The organism is Pseudomonas sp. MDT2-39-1 (assembly GCF_054898085.1).
Genome location: NZ_CM142716.1, coordinates 4,245,889 through 4,263,503, shown reverse-complemented (window position 1 = coordinate 4,263,503; position 17,615 = coordinate 4,245,889). Strand labels below are relative to the sequence as shown.

12 protein-coding genes and 2 pseudogenes are annotated in these 17,615 nt (G+C 58.4%); 8 read left to right on the top strand and 6 right to left on the bottom strand.

Annotated features, from left to right (window positions below):
• Position 1 precedes the first annotated feature (1 nt).
• The 4 genes from ACYZTM_RS19875 to ACYZTM_RS19860 all read right to left on the bottom strand — a co-directional run bounded on the left by ACYZTM_RS19875 (position 2) and on the right by ACYZTM_RS19860 (position 4,569).
• Positions 2–748, bottom strand: a complete 747-nt coding sequence (locus ACYZTM_RS19875; RefSeq protein WP_461979473.1) for a FadR/GntR family transcriptional regulator — start codon at positions 746–748, stop codon at positions 2–4.
• A gap of 181 nt (positions 749–929) precedes the next feature.
• The gene (locus ACYZTM_RS19870) at positions 930–2,657 is read right to left on the bottom strand and encodes an ABC transporter ATP-binding protein/permease (RefSeq protein ID WP_131063122.1); all 1,728 of its coding nucleotides are present in this window, start codon (positions 2,655–2,657) and stop codon (positions 930–932) included.
• Positions 2,658–2,753: 96 nt separating this feature from the next.
• Positions 2,754–3,314, bottom strand: a complete 561-nt coding sequence (locus tag ACYZTM_RS19865; protein WP_109627955.1) for a response regulator transcription factor — start codon at positions 3,312–3,314, stop codon at positions 2,754–2,756.
• On the bottom strand, positions 3,307–4,569 hold the full coding sequence (locus ACYZTM_RS19860) for an ATP-binding protein (protein ID WP_131063121.1): 1,263 nt from the start codon (positions 4,567–4,569) through the stop codon (positions 3,307–3,309). Before ACYZTM_RS19860 ends, ACYZTM_RS19865 begins: the two co-directional genes overlap by 8 nt.
• 343 nt (positions 4,570–4,912) lie before the next feature.
• On the opposite strand from ACYZTM_RS19860, the gene ACYZTM_RS19855 reads away from it, so the two are divergent.
• Positions 4,913–5,629, top strand: a complete 717-nt coding sequence (locus tag ACYZTM_RS19855) for an SIMPL domain-containing protein (RefSeq protein ID WP_131063120.1) — start codon at positions 4,913–4,915, stop codon at positions 5,627–5,629.
• A gap of 1,157 nt (positions 5,630–6,786) precedes the next feature.
• Here ACYZTM_RS19855 and ACYZTM_RS19850 read toward each other — a convergent pair.
• Positions 6,787–7,154, bottom strand: a pseudogene (locus ACYZTM_RS19850) (DUF6124 family protein).
• A gap of 1,142 nt (positions 7,155–8,296) precedes the next feature.
• Between ACYZTM_RS19850 and ACYZTM_RS19845 the strand changes: the two are divergent.
• The 7 genes and pseudogenes from ACYZTM_RS19845 (at position 8,297) to ACYZTM_RS19815 (ending at position 17,147) form a co-directional block, all read left to right on the top strand.
• Positions 8,297–9,903, top strand: a pseudogene (locus tag ACYZTM_RS19845) (ABC transporter substrate-binding protein).
• A gap of 173 nt (positions 9,904–10,076) precedes the next feature.
• Positions 10,077–11,495: an OprD family porin gene (locus tag ACYZTM_RS19840; RefSeq protein WP_461984209.1), complete on the top strand. Its 1,419-nt coding sequence runs from the start codon at positions 10,077–10,079 to the stop codon at positions 11,493–11,495.
• A gap of 77 nt (positions 11,496–11,572) precedes the next feature.
• Positions 11,573–13,168, top strand: coding sequence for an ABC transporter substrate-binding protein (locus ACYZTM_RS19835; RefSeq protein ID WP_461984207.1), 1,596 nt, complete (start codon positions 11,573–11,575; stop codon positions 13,166–13,168).
• 72 nt (positions 13,169–13,240) lie between these two features.
• Positions 13,241–14,251 carry an ABC transporter permease subunit gene (locus ACYZTM_RS19830; RefSeq protein ID WP_131063110.1) on the top strand — a complete coding sequence of 337 codons (1,011 nt, stop codon included), beginning with the start codon at positions 13,241–13,243 and terminating at the stop codon, positions 14,249–14,251.
• Positions 14,252–14,258: 7 nt separating this feature from the next.
• The gene (locus ACYZTM_RS19825) at positions 14,259–15,188 is read left to right on the top strand and encodes an ABC transporter permease subunit (RefSeq protein ID WP_371928440.1); all 930 of its coding nucleotides are present in this window, start codon (positions 14,259–14,261) and stop codon (positions 15,186–15,188) included.
• Positions 15,189–15,198: 10 nt separating this feature from the next.
• The gene (locus ACYZTM_RS19820; RefSeq protein WP_461984205.1) at positions 15,199–16,167 is read left to right on the top strand and encodes an ABC transporter ATP-binding protein; all 969 of its coding nucleotides are present in this window, start codon (positions 15,199–15,201) and stop codon (positions 16,165–16,167) included.
• Positions 16,167–17,147: a peptide ABC transporter ATP-binding protein gene (locus ACYZTM_RS19815; RefSeq protein WP_131063108.1), complete on the top strand. Its 981-nt coding sequence runs from the start codon at positions 16,167–16,169 to the stop codon at positions 17,145–17,147. The genes ACYZTM_RS19820 and ACYZTM_RS19815 overlap by 1 nt, the downstream gene beginning before the upstream one ends.
• A 191-nt stretch (positions 17,148–17,338) precedes the next feature.
• Here the strand turns inward: ACYZTM_RS19815 and ACYZTM_RS19810 are convergent, their stop codons facing one another.
• The gene (locus ACYZTM_RS19810) at positions 17,339–17,590 is read right to left on the bottom strand and encodes a hypothetical protein (RefSeq protein ID WP_131063107.1); all 252 of its coding nucleotides are present in this window, start codon (positions 17,588–17,590) and stop codon (positions 17,339–17,341) included.
• Positions 17,591–17,615 lie beyond the last annotated feature (25 nt).

Genomic DNA, 17,615 nt, shown 5'->3' with positions numbered 1-17,615 from the left:
ATCAGCGCTGCGCCTCAGCCTCTTCATGAGCATGGCGCAGCCGCTCCCGACTGTTCGTCAAATGCAACCGCATCGCCGCCCGCGCCGCATCTGAATCCTGGCGCGCAATCGCGTCGTATATCTCTTCGTGCTCACGGCTCAGACGACTCATGTAGTGCTGCTGGTCGTCATGGGCCAGGCGCGCGGAGTTCAGACGTGTGCGCGGAATGATGCTGGTGCCCAGGTGGGTCATGATGTCGGTGAAGTAGCGGTTGCCGGTCGCCAAGGCGATTTGCAGGTGAAACTGGAAGTCGGACGCCACGGCATCGCTGGCATGCGAGACACTTTCATTCAAGGCGTCCAGCGCGGCGCGCATCAAGGCCAGCTGCTCGGCACTTCGGCGTTGTGCGGCGAGGCCGGCGGATTCAACTTCGAGGCTGATGCGCAGTTCCAGGATCGCCAGTACATCCCGCAAGGTGACCACGGTCGCCGGGTCGATACGGAAACCGCTCGGGCTCGGAGTGTCGAGCACGAAGGTGCCGATGCCGTGGCGGGTTTCCACCTGGCCAGCCGCCTGCAAACGGGAAATCGCTTCACGCACCACGGTGCGGCTGACGCCATGGGCATCCATGATTGCCGACTCGGTGGGCAATTTGTCGCCGCGCTTGAGGTGACCGTCGCGGATCTGCTCGGACAGCACCGTCACCAATTCCTGTGCGAGGCTGCGGCGCTTGCGAGGGAGGCGTGGTGCGTCGATCGGGTTTTCCATGGTGAACGTCTGTCTCGAAAATTGCGGCTGAAACCGCATCATAGCTCAACGCGGTTGTACGATCACCATCACCCCTTTTGTAGGAGCGAGGCTTGCCCGCGAAGAACGGTGACACGGCTCTCATGTGGAACCGAGTAACGGCCTTCGCGGGCAAGCCTCGCTCCTACAGGTTCGGAGGTGTTCAGGCGGTCACGGTCTGGTCCACCAGATGCCCATTTTCAATGCGCACATGCCGTGGATGGAAACGCTTCAGGCTGCTGCGATGCCCGACGCTGAGAATACTCAGCCCCGGAATCTCATCGATCAACGCCTGATACAGCGACGCTTCATCCTCTTCGTCCATCGCCGACGTCGCTTCATCCATATACAACCACTGCGGTGCATAGAGCAGCGCACGGGCGAATGCCAGCCGTTGCTGTTCACCCGGCGACAGCATGCGCTGCCAGTGATTGGCTTCGTCCAGACGCGCAACGAGGTGCGGCAAGCGGCAAGTCTCCAGCACATGCACATATCGTTCATGCGGATAGGTCTCGCCGGCCTGTGGATAACTCAACGCCTCGCGCAACGTGCCAATCGGCAGATACGGTTTTTGCGGCAGGAACAAGTAACGCGCCGTCGGCAGGCGAATGCTGCCGTGCCCCGCCGGCCACAAATGCCCCATCGCCCGCAGCAAGGTCGACTTGCCGCTGCCGGAACGCCCGCTGAGCATGACGCGCTCGCCCTCCTCCACGGTCATGTCGGCGTTGGTCAGCAAGTGGCGACCGTCCGCCAGATCGAGGCCCAGGTTGTGCACTTTCAATGCCGTACCCGAAGTCTGCACATCGATGGCCGGTGCACGCTCTTCGTTGTCGGTCATGGCCTGACGGAAACTCAGCAGACGATCGCAGGTGGCGCGCCATGCGGCCAAGTCCTGGTAGGCGCTGATGAACCAGCTGAAATTCTCTTGAACGTTGCCGAAGGCGGAGTTGATTTGCATCAGCTCACCCAGTTCGATCTTGCCGGCGAAGTAGCGCGGCGCGGCGACCATGAACGGGAAGATGATTGCGATCTGGCCATAACCGGAGGTGAAGAAGGTCAGGCGCTTGGACACTTTCATGATGTCCCAGAAGTTGTGCCAGACCAGCCCGAAACGGTTGCTCAAACGGCGGTTTTCATTCGGTTCGCCGTTGTACAGCGCAATGCTTTCGGCATTCTCGCGAATCCGTACCATGGAGAAACGCAGGTCGGCTTCGAAGCGTTGTTGATTGTTGTTGAGGCCAATCAAACGACGGCCGATCACATGCGTCAGCCAGCTGCCGACTGCTGCATAAACCAGCGCGCACCAGAACATGTAGCCAGGAATGGTGAAACCGAACACTTCGATGCTGCCCGACACGCCCCACAAAATGATCGAGAACGACACCAGGCTGACAACGTTGCGGATCAGGCCCAAGCCCAGACCCAGCGTATTGCTGGTAAAGCTGTTGAGGTCTTCGGAAATCCGCTGGTCCGGGTTATCGGTGTAACCGCCCTGCTCCAGCTGATAGTAGTTTTTGTTGCCTAACCATCGGGCGAAGTGTTGTTCGGTAAGCCAGGCCCGCCAGCGAATCGTCAGCATCTGGGTCAGGTAGAGCCGATACACCGCGCCGAGAATCGCCACCGCCGCAATCCCGCAGAAATACAGAATCAGCTGCCAGAAGGCCGCTTCGTCCTTCTTTTGCAGGGCATTGTAAAAATCCTTGTACCAACTGTTGATCCACACCGAAATCGCCACGCTGAACAGCGACAGCGCGATCACGGCGATCAGCAACGTCCAGGCCTTGCCCTTTTCTTCGCTGCGCCAATACGGCGTGGTCATCGCCCAGACTTTTCGAAAAAACTGCCCGCGCACAGTATCGTTGACCGCGGAATACTCAGCGTTCTGATTCATGGATAAGGCTCGATAAAGAAAAGAACACACACGAACCGATCATAGATGATCGGTTCGGGTTATCGCGAGGGCTGGCGATAATCGTTCAGCGTCCGTTCAGCGACGGACCGGGCGCTTCTGCAGTTTGCGCTGCAGCGTGCGGCGGTGCATGCCCAAGGCGCGGGCAGTGGCGGAGATGTTGCCTTCGTGTTCGGTGAGCACGCGCTGGATGTGTTCCCACTGCAGGCGGTCCACCGACATCGGGTTTTCCGGCACCAGAGTGTCGAGGTCGGCGTGCTCGGAGAGCAGCGCGGCCAGCACATCGTCGGCGTCCGCCGGTTTGCACAGGTAGTTGCAGGCGCCGCGCTTGATCGCCTCGACGGCGGTGGCAATGCTCGAATAGCCGGTGAGGATCACCACGCGCATTTCCGGGTCGAGTTCGAGCAGTTTGGGCAGCAACACCAGGCCCGAGTCGCCGTCCATTTTCAGGTCCAGCGCGGCGTAGTCCGGGATATCAGCCTGGGCAATGACCAGCCCTTCTTCGGCGGAACCGGCGGTGCTGACGCGAAAACCGCGGCGGGCCATGGCGCGGGCCATCACACGAGTAAAGGTTGCATCGTCGTCTACCAGCAGTAAATGCGGCAGTTCTTCGCCTTCAACTTGGATCTCGTCACTCATGTTCGTCTCCTCGGGCGACACGGGGCAGGCGCAGCTCGGTGAGCGTGCCGCCTTCCTCATGACTGTAGAGTTTCACTGAGCCGCCGGCGCGTGTCACGCTGGCCTTGCTCAAAAACAGGCCCAGGCCGAAACCTTTGCCCTTGGTGGTAAAAAACGGTTTGCCGATCTGTTCGGCAATGGCCAGCGGCACACCGGCGCCGTGGTCGCGAATGCTGATGGTCAGGTCCTCGGCATTCCAGTCCAGCGTCACCTGCAACCCTTCGGGGCAGGCATCGGCGGCGTTGTTCAGCAAATTCAGCAGCGCTTGCGTCAGGTCTGGCGGCGGCGCCATGCGCGGCACGGTGCCTTGGCCCAGGCGCTGGAAGCGGTAACTGGCTTCCGGACGCATCAAGTGCCAGCGATTGAGGGCTTCGTCGAGCCAGTCGGTGACGTCCTGCATCTCCACCGCCAAGCGGCGATTGGCCTCGGCGGCGCGCACCAGTTGCTGCAAGGTCTCTTTGCAGAGTTTGACCTGATCCTGCAGCACGCTCAAATCGTCCTGCAACAACGGGTCGTGGTGGTCCTGGCGCATTTCCTTGAGCAGCACGCTCATGGTTGCCAACGGCGTGCCCAACTCATGGGCCGCGCCCGCCGCCTGGGTCGCAACGGCCAGCAATTGCTGGTCGCGCAGGCCTTCTTCACGGCGGATGGCGCGCAATTCTTCCTGACGGCGCAGCTCTTCGGCCATGCGCGCGGCGAAGAACGTGATGACCGCTGCGGCGAGGGCGAAACTCAGCCACATGCCATAGATCTGCAGGTTTTCCCGGGCGATGGGAAAGGTTTCCAGCGGATAGAACTGCGCCAGCAACAACGTGTAAAGCGCCAGCGCGATGCCGGACAGAATCACCGAATAGCGCCACGGCAACGTCACGGCGGCGATGGTCAGCGGCACCAGGTAATACGAGACAAACGGGTTGGTCGAGCCGCCGGAGAAATACAGCAAGGCACTGTGGATAAACAGATCGCAGGCCAGTTGCAGGGCATATTCCAGCTCGGTCACCGGCCACGAGGTGCGCAGACGAACCGCCGTGAACGCGCACAGCAGCGTTGAACAACCCAGGGTCATTGCCAGTTGCACCCACGGCAACGGCAGCAGGTCGAACCAGTAGGCCAGCCCCACGGAACCGGCCTGAGCGGCGAGCACCAACGTGCGGATGAACGTGAGCCGCCAGAGATTCTGGCGAGTGGCGGAAGTGATTTGAACGGGGGCGAGCATGAGCTCTCCTGATGAGCGCTCCAGGCGGATCGCACGGAGTATAACCAAGCACGGGGGCTGGCAGGCAAAAGTGCGGCAAACCGCCACATGGCAGGAAGTTCTGCTGCGTCTATAAGGACGCCTTCGCGGGCAAGCCTCGCTCCTACGGGATGTGTCGGACGCAAATCCTTTGAACGACACATTCCTGTAGGAGCGAGGCTTGCCCGCGAATGGCCTCAACGCGGTCTCCTGCATTCCATCTGTATAGAAGTTGTAACTGTGCGAACCGGATCATTAAAGCTAGAGTCTGATGGTTTCACGCAGGCTCGGACCTTAACCCCTGCGCACCGCCCAAGGAGTTTTCATGCACAGTTTCCGCCGCAGCGCCGCCCTTCTTGCCCTCAGCGTTGGCACCGTCGCCAGCCTGCCGGCCCTGGCCGCCGACGAGCTTCATTACAACCAGATCTCCCTGCGCGCCGAAGTCAGCCAGGAAGTGGCTCGCGACCTGATGATCGTGACCCTCTACACCGAAGAACAAAACACCGACCCGGCCAAACTCGCCGCCGACGTCAGCACCACCATGAACAAAGCGCTGGCCCAGGCCAAAGAGGTCAAGGAAGTCACCCTGCGCCAGGGCAGCCGCAACAGCTACCCGATCTACGACACCAAGGGCCAGAAAATCACCGGCTGGCGCGAGCGCGCCGAACTGCGCCTGGAAAGCTCGGACTTTGCCGCGCTGTCGAAGTTGACAGGCGAACTGCTGACCGACCTGAAAATGGGCGGCATGGACTTCGCCATCGCCACACCAACCCGCAAAGCCAGCGAAGACGCGCTGCTTCAAGAAGCCGTGACCGCCTTCAAGGCCCGCGCCCAACTGGCGACCGACGCGTTGGGCGGCAAGGGCTACAAAATCGTTAACCTGAACTTGAACAGCAACGGTTATCCACAACCGTACATGCGCGGGCCGATGATGATGAAAGCCGCCGGCATGGACGGTGCGCCGGTGACGCCGGAAGTTGAGGCGGGCACGAGCCAGGTCAGCATGACGGCGGATGGCGCGATTGAAGTGTTGATGCCTTGATTCGATAACACGGACACAGCAACGGCGATCACTGAAGTGATCGCCGTTTTTTTTGCCCGTGGACTTAGTCGCGAAAAAAATCACTCGACTTGACACATAAAATGGTTAGTCAGGCGACCCTCCCCTAGGGGGATGTTTATGCGCCCAGACCACATTTTGGGCGTCCTCCAAGGTAAAACACAGCATCGTTATCTGTTTCCCATTTTTGTCGAACCCCTGAAACCTGTTTGTCGAAGAGCCAGGTTCATATTCACGAATCTCACAACCTTCATATTCAGTAATTTTTGGGTAACTCATGTTCATCTCCTTATGAAAATCCGTTGAAGAAGGTCATTACGCCGCCGACTCGGCTGAGCGCAGAAACCGTATGCCTCAGGAGTCATCATTAAATGGTTTAAACAGTATTTCTACTGTCAGAAATAACAGTTACAGGTCATTTTTCACGTACAACCTAGATCGATTTGCCATAACTCACTCACGGATCAAGACAGATATTGATGCGTTGAAGGATGTGAACCCAAATGATTTCGTGGTGTTTGACCCACAGCATTTGCGTGCAGGCTCACTCCCACATTTTGATCTGTGCCGTATACAAAATCCCTGTGTGCACACTCCCTGTGGGCGAGCCTGCTCGCGATGAAGGACGAAGGGGTAACTAATGGTTATAGCTATCCGCCGAAATCAAATCGTTAGCGTATTTCCATGCTTCATCTTCTACTCCATACCTAACCCCAATAGGTGTTCCACCTTTCACAACCTGCCACCATGAATCGTTATATAGTATTGGATAATTTCATAGTCGTGTTGTCGTACATAATCCTTTTTTTCATCGGTCATGGTTATTTCCTTATATAGATTGCACACGTTGTTGAAGCCGACCGCTTAGCCAGTAAAAGGCTGTTACGGGAGGCGATCATGCTCATTCAAGTTGCGGGATATTTCTACTGTCATACCTGACAGGTACAGGCAGTTTTATCACATTCATTTTTATCACCAGGAAGTTCGAACTATTGGGCTACTGGCAACCGAAAATCTTCGCTGATTGATCTGTCGCCATCGCGAGCAGGCTCGCTCACATTGGGTCCGGGGAAACACACCATTTATGTACACACCCGATCTCCCTGTGCGAGCCTGCTCGCGAAGAACGATGACGCGGTCTACGCCGGATCGACGTTATCCAACGCCCGATTCACCGCCAATTCCGCCAACATGATGATCTGCTGAATCGCCAACACCATATGGCGCTGCGGGCCAATCAGGTTCGCGGCGAAATCACTGGTCATGACACTTGCCGATGCTAACGACTCGCAAGCTTGAGCCAGGAGACTTTCGCTGTCCATGTCCGGGCGATCATGAACATGGTGCTGGGACGACGGGGCTTGGGGGCGTATTGGTCGGGTGGATCGAGGTAGTAATCGAGGGCGCGTTTTATGGCTTCGCGGTCCCTTAGGAGCGCTTCGGCCTGTGTGTCTTCGGCGCTGGGAGTGGTGGTGTTAACGGGTGGATCGGGGATTAACTTATCCATGGAAAAACTCCTACTTAAAAATGGGAGCCATCCATTGTCGTTTCCACACGACAAATAGGTGGCGGCTGCACGCAGGGTGGAAATACCGGTTAGTAGGACCCGGCCAGACCGAAGTCTGCCCACGCACAGCCGCCATGACGCAGTTTGCAGACGAATGAAGACGTCGGCAACGAATACGATGGTCGAGCTATGCGGCTACTAAGAGATCCGGGTTTCCACGCCCGGTCGCTGAAATTGCAGCGACGGCCAAAGGTTAGAAGGACTGCTTCCTACCCGGCAACCTGAAAAATGCGTGGGAAAGCGCCGTGTTTTTTACACATGGTTCAACACAAAAATGGAGCGCGGAGCGTACCGGGCGGCATCCCCACGCGGGAGCGTGGGAATGATCGATTACAGGCAGCAGTAAAAGATTGGTTGGCTGTCAGGCCGCCATCGCAGGCAAGCCAGCTCCCACAGGGGTTTGGTGTACATCGGCTAGAGACTGGTCGGCTATCAGGTCGCCTTCGCGGGCAAGCCTCGCTCCTACAGGGGAATGATGTGCACCTGAAAGTAAATGATCGGCTATCAGGCTCGCTCCCCACGCCTGACCACTGCACATCCGTCAGAAAATGCTCATTTATCAGGCGCTCAACATTTGAAAAAAGCGAAAAGCGCTACCGCAAGCAACAACGGGTTGCACCCCGGGTACTACCAACGCGCCGACGCAGCCCCCACCAAATTCCAAATCCAAAGCCCACCCACAGATGTCCACTGACAAACAGTAACGGAACAATCTGCTCCCACAGACACAACAACCCTCTAAACAACAAACACCTACCCACCGAACTGGAATTCGATCTCACTCACGCCCGCCCTCCCCTCAATGTTGGGTATAAATAAGTAACACCGCGCTCCAATCGAGTGCGCAAGACGTCCAAATCGCCCCGCACAGGTGCACCCCATGCACCGAAAAAACCCCGCGCAAACGGTCAAATGCACATGAATTTATACATATGCGACATTAAGGTACGTTCGTGCCACTGTTTAACGCCTGCAGTCGTTCAGGATCTTGCATTGGGTATGGCCCCTGCATAAGTATCCGCAGGCACGACTCACGAGGTCGTCCTCTAATTCCAAAAATGACAACAAATCATGAGGCCAACATGCTTAAACACGCGGTCATTCCGTTTTTAGTCGGCGCAGGCTTGTTAGCCTCCGCACCTTTCGCCCAAGCGGCGACTAACCTGGTGTTCTGCTCCGAAGGGAGCCCGGCCGGTTTTGATCCTGGTCAGTACACCACCGGAACCGACTTCGACGCCTCTGCAGAAACCATGTTCAACCGCCTGACCCAGTTCGAGCGCGGCGGCACCGCTGTGATTCCTGGTCTGGCGACCAAGTGGGACATCTCCGATGATGGCCTGACTTACACCTTTCACCTGCGTGAAGGCGTGAAGTTCCACACCACCCCGTACTTCAAGCCGACTCGTGAGTTCAACGCCGACGACGTGCTGTTCACCTTCAATCGCATGATTGACAAGAACGACCCGTTCCGCAAAGCGTACCCGACCGAATTCCCGTACTTCACAGACATGGGGATGGACACCAACATCACCAAGATCGATAAAGTCGACGACCACACCGTCAAGTTCACCCTCAAAGAAGTTGATGCCGCGTTCATCCAGAACATGGCCATGAGCTTCGCGTCGGTGCAGTCCGCTGAGTACGCTGCCCATCTGCTGAAAGAAGGCAAAGCCGCCGACATCAACCAGAAGCCGGTCGGCACTGGCCCGTTCGCGTTCAAGAGCTACCAGAAAGATTCCAACATCCGCTACACCGGTAACAAGCAGTACTGGGAGCCCGACGCCGGGTCAAGCTCGACAACCTGATCTTCTCGATCAACACCGACGCATCGGTGCGTGTACAGAAGCTCAAGGCCAATGAGTGCCAGATCACCCTGAGCCCGCGCCCCGCCGACGTACCAGCGCTGAAGAACGACCCGGCACTCAAGCTCATCGAGAAGCCCGGCTTCAACCTTGGCTACATCGCCTACAACGTCCGCCACAAACCATTCGACCAGAGGCTCGAAGTGCGTCAGGCGCTGGACATGGCGGTGAACAAGCAAGGCATTCTCAACGCCGTCTACCAGGGCGCCGGTCAACTGGCGGTCAACGCCATGCCGCCGACCCAGTGGTCTTACGACGACACCATCAAGGACACGGTCTACAACCCGGAAAAAGCCAAGGAATTGCTCAAGGCTGCCGGCGTGAAAGAAGGCACCGAAATCACCTTGTGGGCGATGCCCGTGCAGCGCCCTTACAACCCGAACGCCAAGTTGATGGCCGAGATGCTCCAGGCTGACTGGGCAAAAATCGGCCTCAAGGTGAAGATCGTCAGCTACGAATGGGGCGAGTACATCAAGCGCACCAAGAATGGCGAGCACGACGTCAGCCTGATTGGCTGGACCGGTGATAACGGGGACCCGGACAACTGGCTCGGCACGCTTTACAGCTGCGACGCCATTGGTGGTAACAACTACTCCATGTGGTGCGATCCGGCTTACGACAAATTCATCAAGCAGGCCAAGGTCGTCACTGACCGCGACCAGCGCACCGTGCTCTACAAACAGGCGCAGCACTACCTCAAGCAACAAGTGCCGATCACGCCTATCGCCCATTCGACGGTTAACCAGCCCTTGAGCGCCAAAATCGAGGGATTCAAGGTGAGTCCTTTCGGTCGCAACGTGTTCTCGGGCGTCAGCATAGAAAAATAACCGATTAGCCAAAAACGCTGGGGGCGGATTCCGCCCTCACGCAAGCGTATTGCCGTAATTCGCCAATCCGGCCTGAAGCAAACGTTTGCGATGCCTTGTATGAGTTCGAAATCAAATAGCCGGATCACCAAAAAAGACCGGCATTAAAAAAAGAAAGAAAGGAGCTTCACCCCATGAAACTGAGTAGCACCGCGTTATTGGCCCTGGCCATAAGCAGCGTAACCGCCTCGGCGTACGCAGAAACCCAAAGCCAGGCGTTCACCCCGGTTACCGTGAAAGAGAAAAGCGCCCAAAGCGAGGCCACTGGCTTTGTCGAAGGACAATCAGTCACCGGTTCCACGCGTAACTGGTATGCGAATGAGTCGTTCCGACGGGGGGCGGTGCTTCGTTACAGGGACAACGGCGTACTGAAAGAAACGGATCGTCGTATCAACTGGGTGCAAGGCACCATCATCAAGTACAACTCGGGCTTCACCGAAGGCACCGTAGGCTTCAGCACCGAAGTGGCAGCCTACAACGCCATCGCCCTGGACCGTGATCGCAAAGACCTTGCATCGGCCAATGGTGGCGTACCACTCAACGGCGTGCCCCGCCTTGGCAACAACCGTACCCTGACCAAAAATGGCGGTGACGCCCAGGGTCAGTGGAGCAAACTGGGCCTGGCCAACGTCAAGGCGCGTTTCTCCAACACCACGTTGACTGCCGGCCGTCAGAACTTCAGCAGCCCGATGGTCGATGTCATCGGCAACCGTCCGCTGCCTTCGAGCTTCCAGGGTGTTTCGATCCACAGTGAAGAGCTGGAGAACCTGGCGTTCGACCTGGGCACCTTCGATCGCAACTCACCGCGTACCGAGGAAAGCCAGCGTAAATTCCGTTCCGAATACGCCGACAACGTGGTGGAAACCGATCATGTCAATACCGCCGGTATCACTTACACCCCGTTTGCCAGCCTGACCACCAGCCTGTGGGGCACCCAGGCTGAAGACCTGTGGAACCAGTACTACTTCGGCGCCAGCCATGTGTTGGGCGACAGCTCGATCCTGAGCCTGACCACCGGCCTGAACTACTACAAAACCGTTGACGAAGGTAAAGCCAAGCTTGGGCAGATCGACAACGACACCTACTCCTTGTCGCTGGGCCTGACTCACCAGGCCCACAGCCTGACCTTCTCGTACCAGGAAGTGAACGGTAACGAGTACTTCGACTACCTGCACGAAACCAACGGCATCTACCTGGCCAACTCCCTGCTGTCGGACTTCAACGGCCCGAACGAGAAATCCTTCCAGATCGCCTACGGCCTGAACATGGCTGAATACGGCGTTCCAGGCCTGAAGTTCAACATTTATCAGGCTCGCGGTTGGGGCATCGACGGTACTCACTATGCCGGCGGCGGTTACAACGGCGTGCAATCGATGGACGGCGAAAACCACTATGAATACGGTATCGGTACGTCGTACGCCGTGCAGAGTGGCCCGCTCAAAGCCACCACTGTTCGCGCGACCTATACCGCTCACCGCGCCAGCGATAACCAGGCGGATGGCAGCCTCAACGAGTTCCGTCTCGTGACCACCATCCCGTTCAACATTCTGTAATACACCTGCCGACGGCTGATTCAGAGATGAATCGGCCGTTCGGCTTTTGTCCTTTAACCGATTGCAGAGGGTTCTTGATGAAAATGCTTCCCCTACGTGCGGCCATTGCAGCCGCGTTGCTGAGTGTCGCTGTTGGCGTCTCGGCCAAACCCCTGGTGGTCTGCACCGAAGCCAGCCCGGAAGGCTTCGATATGGTCCAGTACACGACTGCAGTCACAGCCGATGCGGTGGCCGAAACCATCTTCAATCGTCTGGCGGACTTCAAGCCCGGCACCACGGAAGTGATTCCGGCACTGGCCGACTCCTGGGACATCAGCGAAGACGGTCTGACCTACACGTTCCACCTGCGCAAAGGCGTCAAGTTTCACACCACCGAATACTTCAAGCCGACCCGCGACATGAACGCCGACGACGTGGTCTGGAGCTTCCAGCGCCAGCTGGACCCGAACCACCCATGGCACAAACTGTCGAGCGTGGGCTTCCCGTACTTTGAAAGCATGGGCTTCAAGGAACTGCTGAAAAGCGTCGAGAAAGTTGACGACAACACCGTCAAATTCACCCTGACCCGTCGCGAAGCGCCGTTCCTGGCAGACGTCGCCATGGCGTTCTCCTCGATCTATTCCGCCGAATATGCCGACCAGTTGCTCAAGGCCAACAAGGCCGGCGACCTGAACAACAAGCCGGTCGGCACCGGCCCGTTCGTGTTCCAGCGCTACAACAAAGACGCCCAGGTTCGCTTCAAGGCCAACCCGGACTACTTCCGTGGCAAGCCACCGGCTGATGCGCTGATCCTGGCGATTGCCACCGATAACAACGTGCGCCTGCAAAAGCTCAAGGCCAACGAGTGCCAGGTCGCGCTGTATCCGAAACCGGACGACATCCCGAGCATCAAGAAAGACACCAACCTGAAGGTTGATGAGATGAACGCGATGACCGTTTCCTACATCGCGATGAACACCTCGCACAAATACATGAGTGATGTGCGTGTGCGCAAGGCCATCGACATTGCGTTCGACAAGGCCGCATACGTGAACGCGCTGTTTGGCAAAGGCAACGCAACGGTCGCGGTCAATCCGTTCCCGGACACCCTGCTGGGCTACAACCACGACCTGAAAAACCCGCCACGTGATCTGGACAAGGCTCGCGCCCTGCTCAAGGAAGCGGGCGTGCCGGAGGGCACTGTTTTCACGCTGTTCACCCGTAACGGCGGCGGTCCGACCAACCCGAACCCGATGCTCGGCGCGCAGATGATGCAGGCTGACCTGGCCAAGGTCGGTATCACAGTCGACATTCGCGTCATGGAATGGGGCGAAATGCTCAAACGCGCCAAAAACGGCGAGCACGACATGGTCTCCGCCGGATGGGCGGGCGATAACGGCGATCCGGATAACTTCCTGACGCCTAATCTGAGTTGCGAAGCAGCCAAGAACGGCGAAAACTACGCGCGCTGGTGCAATCAGAAATTCCAGACGCTGATCGACGAAGCACGGGCTAAAGTGAACCCGAAGGAACGTGCAGCGCTCTACGAGCAAGCCCAGGAGGTTTTCAATCAGGACCAGCCATGGATCAACATGGCGCACACCCGTATGTTTACCGCAATGCGCAACAACGTAGAGGGCTATCACATTAGCCCCCTCACCACTAATAACTTCGCCACCACCCAGGTGAAGTAGATAAGAAACTACCGGCATTCCTGACCCAGGAATGCCGGGCACGCCTAACCGGCTGATGAGGTACACCACAAGATGTTTAGTTTTATTGCCCGCCGACTGGGGTTATTGATCCCCACGTTCTTCGGCATCACCTTGCTGACTTTCGCGTTGATTCGCATGATTCCAGGCGACCCCGTGGAAGTGATGATGGGCGAACGTCGGGTCGACCCCGAAATGCACGCTCAGGCAATGGAACGCCTTGGCCTGAACAAACCGCTGTATGCCCAGTACCTGGACTACATCGGCAAGTTGGCCCACGGCGACCTTGGCGAATCCCTGCGTACCCGTGAAAGCGTCTGGAGCGAATTCAGCTCTCTATTCCCCGCGACCCTGGAACTGTCCATGGCCGCGCTGTTGTTTGCCGGCATCCTGGGCCTTCTGGCCGGGGTGATTGCGGCACTCAAGCGAGGATCCCTGTTCGACCATGGGGTGATGGGCATCTCCCTGGCGGGATACTCGATGCCGATCTTCTGGTGGGGCCTGATCCTGATCATGTTCTTCTCGGTATCCCTGGGCTGGACTCCGGTGTCAGGGCGGATCGACCTGCTCTACGACATCGAGCCGCGGACCGGCTTCATGCTGATCGACACGCTGCTTGCCGATGACGTCGGTGCGTTCTTCGATGCCCTGCATCACCTGATCCTGCCGGCCATCGTGCTCGGCACCATCCCGCTGGCCGTAATTGCGCGGATGACCCGTTCTTCGATGCTCGAAGTACTGCGTGAAGACTACATCCGTACCGCCCGCGCCAAAGGCCTGTCGCCGTCGCGCGTGGTGTTTGTTCACGGTCTGCGCAACGCACTGATCCCGGTACTGACCGTGGTCGGCCTGCAAGTCGGCACATTGCTGGCGGGTGCGGTTCTGACCGAAACCATCTTCTCGTGGCCCGGCATCGGCAAATGGCTGATCGAAGCCATTGGCGCACGGGACTATCCCGTGGTGCAGAACGGCATCCTGTTAATCGCCTGCCTGGTGATTCTGGTGAACTTCGTGGTGGACATCCTCTACGGCTTCGCCAACCCACGCATCCGTCACCAGCGCTGAGATCATCATGACCATGACCACTCCAGCTTCAACTACAAATCAAGCGGTAACAGTCGATCAAAGCCTGCTGTACCCGTCTCCGTACAAAGAGTTCTGGCAAGCGTTTTCCAAGAACAAAGGCGCCGTTGCCGGCCTGATGTTCATGCTGCTGGTGATTTTCTGCGCAATCTTCGCGCCGTGGGTTGCACCGCATGACCCGAGCGAGCAATACCGTGACTTCCTGCTGACCCCGCCATCCTGGCTGGAAGGTGGGCAGATCCAGTTCCTGCTCGGCACCGATGAACTGGGTCGCGACCTGCTGTCACGGCTGATCAACGGTTCACGCCTGTCCCTGCTGATCGGCTTGTCGTCGGTGGTGATGTCGCTGATTCCGGGCATCCTTTTGGGTCTGTTCGCCGGGTTCTTCCCGCGCCTGCTCGGCCCGACCATCATGCGTCTGATGGACATCATGCTGGCCCTGCCGTCCCTGCTGCTGGCCGTGGCGATTGTCGCCATCCTCGGCCCTGGCCTGATCAACACCATTATTGCCATCGCCGTGGTTTCGTTGCCGTCCTATGTTCGTCTGACCCGCGCCGCGGTGATGGGCGAATTGAACCGCGACTACGTGACAGCCGCGCGTCTGGCCGGTGCCGGTCTGCCACGCCTGATGTTCGTCACCGTGCTGCCCAACTGCATGGCGCCGCTGATCGTTCAGGCCACCTTGAGCTTCTCTTCGGCGATTCTCGATGCCGCCGCACTGGGCTTCCTCGGCCTCGGCGTTCAACCGCCAACCCCTGAATGGGGCACCATGCTGGCTTCGGCTCGCGACTACATCGAACGCGCCTGGTGGGTCGTCAGTCTGCCTGGTTTGACCATTTTGCTCAGCGTGCTGGCAATCAACTTGATGGGCGACGGTCTGCGCGATGCGCTGGACCCGAAACTCAAGAACGCCGCCTGAGGAGATTCAAATGTCACTGTTAGAAATCAAGAATCTCAACGTTCGCTTCGGCGACAAGAACGCCGTTCCGGTGGTCGACGGTCTCGACATTACCGTGGACAAGGGCGAAGTCCTGGCCATCGTTGGCGAATCGGGTTCCGGCAAGTCCGTGACCATGATGGCGCTGATGGGCCTGATCGAACATCCGGGGATCGTCACTGCTGACGCGCTGAATTTCGACGGCAAGAACATGCTCAAGCTCAGCAACCGTCAGCGTCGGCAGATCGTCGGCAAAGACTTGGCCATGGTCTTCCAGGACCCGATGACCGCGCTGAACCCGAGCTATACCGTCGGTTTCCAGATCGAAGAAGTGCTGCGCCTGCACCTGAAAATGTCTGGCAAGCAAGCCCGAGCACGCGCCATCGAACTGCTGGAAAAAGTTGAAATCCCGGGCGCCGCCAGCCGTATGGACGCGTACCCGCATCAACTGTCCGGCGGTATGAGCCAGCGAGTCGCGATCGCCATGGCGATTGCCGGCGAACCGAAACTGCTGATCGCCGACGAACCGACCACCGCACTGGACGTGACGATTCAGGCGCAGATCATGGACCTGCTGCTGGCGTTGCAAAAAGAGCAGAACATGGGCCTGGTGCTGATCACTCACGACCTCGCGGTCGTGGCCGAAACCGCTCAGCGGGTGTGCGTGATGTACGCCGGCCAAGCGGTGGAAGTGGGTCAGGTACCTCAGCTGTTCGACATTCCGGCGCACCCGTACAGCGAAGCGCTGCTCAAGGCGATTCCGGAACACAGCCTGGGTGCCACGCGCCTGGCCACGCTGCCGGGCATCGTTCCCGGTCGTTATGACCGTCCGCAGGGTTGCCTGCTGTCGCCGCGTTGCCCGTATGTGCAGAATTCCTGCCGTCAGCAACGTCCAACCCTTGACCCGAAAAGCAACAGCCTCGCCCGCTGCTTCTACCCGCTGAATCAGGAGGTGGCGTAATGGCCGTCGTACTTACCGCCCGCGACCTGACCCGCCACTACGAAGTGTCCCGCGGCCTGTTCAAGGGCCATGCGACCGTACGCGCCCTGAACGGTGTGTCGTTCGAACTGGAAGCCGGCAAGACCCTCGCCGTTGTAGGTGAATCGGGCTGCGGCAAATCCACCCTGGCCCGCGCCCTGACGCTGATCGAAGAGCCGTCCTCCGGTTCCTTGAAAATCGCCGGGCAGGAAGTCACCGGTGCGAACAAGGCTGAACGCAAGCAACTGCGCAAAGACGTGCAGATGGTGTTCCAGAGCCCTTACGCGTCGTTGAACCCACGGCAGAAAGTCGGTGATCAACTGGCCGAGCCGCTGCTGATCAACACCAACCTGAGCGCCTCGGAACGTCGCGAGAAAGTCCAGGCGATGATGAAGCAGGTGGGCTTGCGTCCTGAGCATTACCAGCGTTATCCGCACATGTTCTCCGGCGGTCAGCGCCAGCGGATCGCCCTGGCGCGCGCGATGATGTTGCAGCCTAAAGTGCTGGTAGCGGACGAACCGACCTCGGCGCTGGACGTGTCGATTCAGGCGCAGGTGCTGAACCTGTTCATGGATTTGCAGCAAGAGTTCAACACCGCCTACGTGTTCATCTCCCACAACCTGGCGGTGGTGCAACACGTCGCCGATGACGTGATGGTGATGTACCTCGGCCGCCCGGTGGAAATGGGCCCGAAGAACGACATCTACGAGCGTCCTCTGCACCCGTACACCCAGGCGCTGCTGTCGGCCACCCCGACCATTCACCCGGACCCGAACAAGCCGAAAATCAAGATCGTCGGCGAGTTGCCAAACCCGTTGAACCCGCCGTCGGGCTGCGCTTTCCACAAGCGCTGCCCGTATGCGACCGAGCGTTGCAGCACTGAAGAGCCAGCCCTGCGCCTGCTCGACAGACGCCAGGTGGCTTGCCACTACGCCGAGCAATTCCTCGACGGCGCCGCGTAAAAATGTGGGAGCGAGCCTGCTCGCGATAGCGGTCTCTCAGTCGACATAAGATGTTGACTGAAATATCGCCTTCGCGAGCAGGTCGAATCGTCGCACCGTCGCTCCCACAGGGATTTGCGATCTGTTCAATAACCCCTTCTGCCCCGGCTGCGCATCAGTCGGGGCAGAAGGGGTTTTCTTTTGCCTGCGGTTTACGTCTGGCTGTCGTCGTCATCGTCGCTGTCGGGTTCCTCAGTGGTCGAATCGTCATCGTCCGCACTGCCGCCCTGCCCCTGATCACCCGGTTCGGACTCGGACTTGGCAAGCATCAGATCACCCTGCACCACCGTCCCGCTCGACGCCTGAGTATCATGATCCTCACATCCGGCCCACACCGCTGAACTGCCGAGGGACAACAACACCACCACCTTCAACAGCAATAAAACCCGTAAAAATCTGTTCATAGCCGATTCCATCCTTTTGCAGGTG

Coding starts and splice junctions, on each gene's coding strand:
- ACYZTM_RS19855 (WP_131063120.1), top strand. CDS start 4,913: ATGCACAGTTTCCGCCGCAGCGCCGCCCTTCTTGCCCTCAGCGTTGGC.
- ACYZTM_RS19875 (WP_461979473.1), bottom strand. CDS start 748: ATGGAAAACCCGATCGACGCACCACGCCTCCCTCGCAAGCGCCGCAGC.
- ACYZTM_RS19825 (WP_371928440.1), top strand. CDS start 14,259: ATGACCATGACCACTCCAGCTTCAACTACAAATCAAGCGGTAACAGTC.
- ACYZTM_RS19810 (WP_131063107.1), bottom strand. CDS start 17,590: ATGAACAGATTTTTACGGGTTTTATTGCTGTTGAAGGTGGTGGTGTTG.
- ACYZTM_RS19865 (WP_109627955.1), bottom strand. CDS start 3,314: ATGAGTGACGAGATCCAAGTTGAAGGCGAAGAACTGCCGCATTTACTG.
- ACYZTM_RS19820 (WP_461984205.1), top strand. CDS start 15,199: ATGTCACTGTTAGAAATCAAGAATCTCAACGTTCGCTTCGGCGACAAG.
- ACYZTM_RS19870 (WP_131063122.1), bottom strand. CDS start 2,657: ATGAATCAGAACGCTGAGTATTCCGCGGTCAACGATACTGTGCGCGGG.
- ACYZTM_RS19860 (WP_131063121.1), bottom strand. CDS start 4,569: ATGCTCGCCCCCGTTCAAATCACTTCCGCCACTCGCCAGAATCTCTGG.
- ACYZTM_RS19815 (WP_131063108.1), top strand. CDS start 16,167: ATGGCCGTCGTACTTACCGCCCGCGACCTGACCCGCCACTACGAAGTG.
- ACYZTM_RS19840 (WP_461984209.1), top strand. CDS start 10,077: ATGAAACTGAGTAGCACCGCGTTATTGGCCCTGGCCATAAGCAGCGTA.
- ACYZTM_RS19830 (WP_131063110.1), top strand. CDS start 13,241: ATGTTTAGTTTTATTGCCCGCCGACTGGGGTTATTGATCCCCACGTTC.
- ACYZTM_RS19835 (WP_461984207.1), top strand. CDS start 11,573: ATGAAAATGCTTCCCCTACGTGCGGCCATTGCAGCCGCGTTGCTGAGT.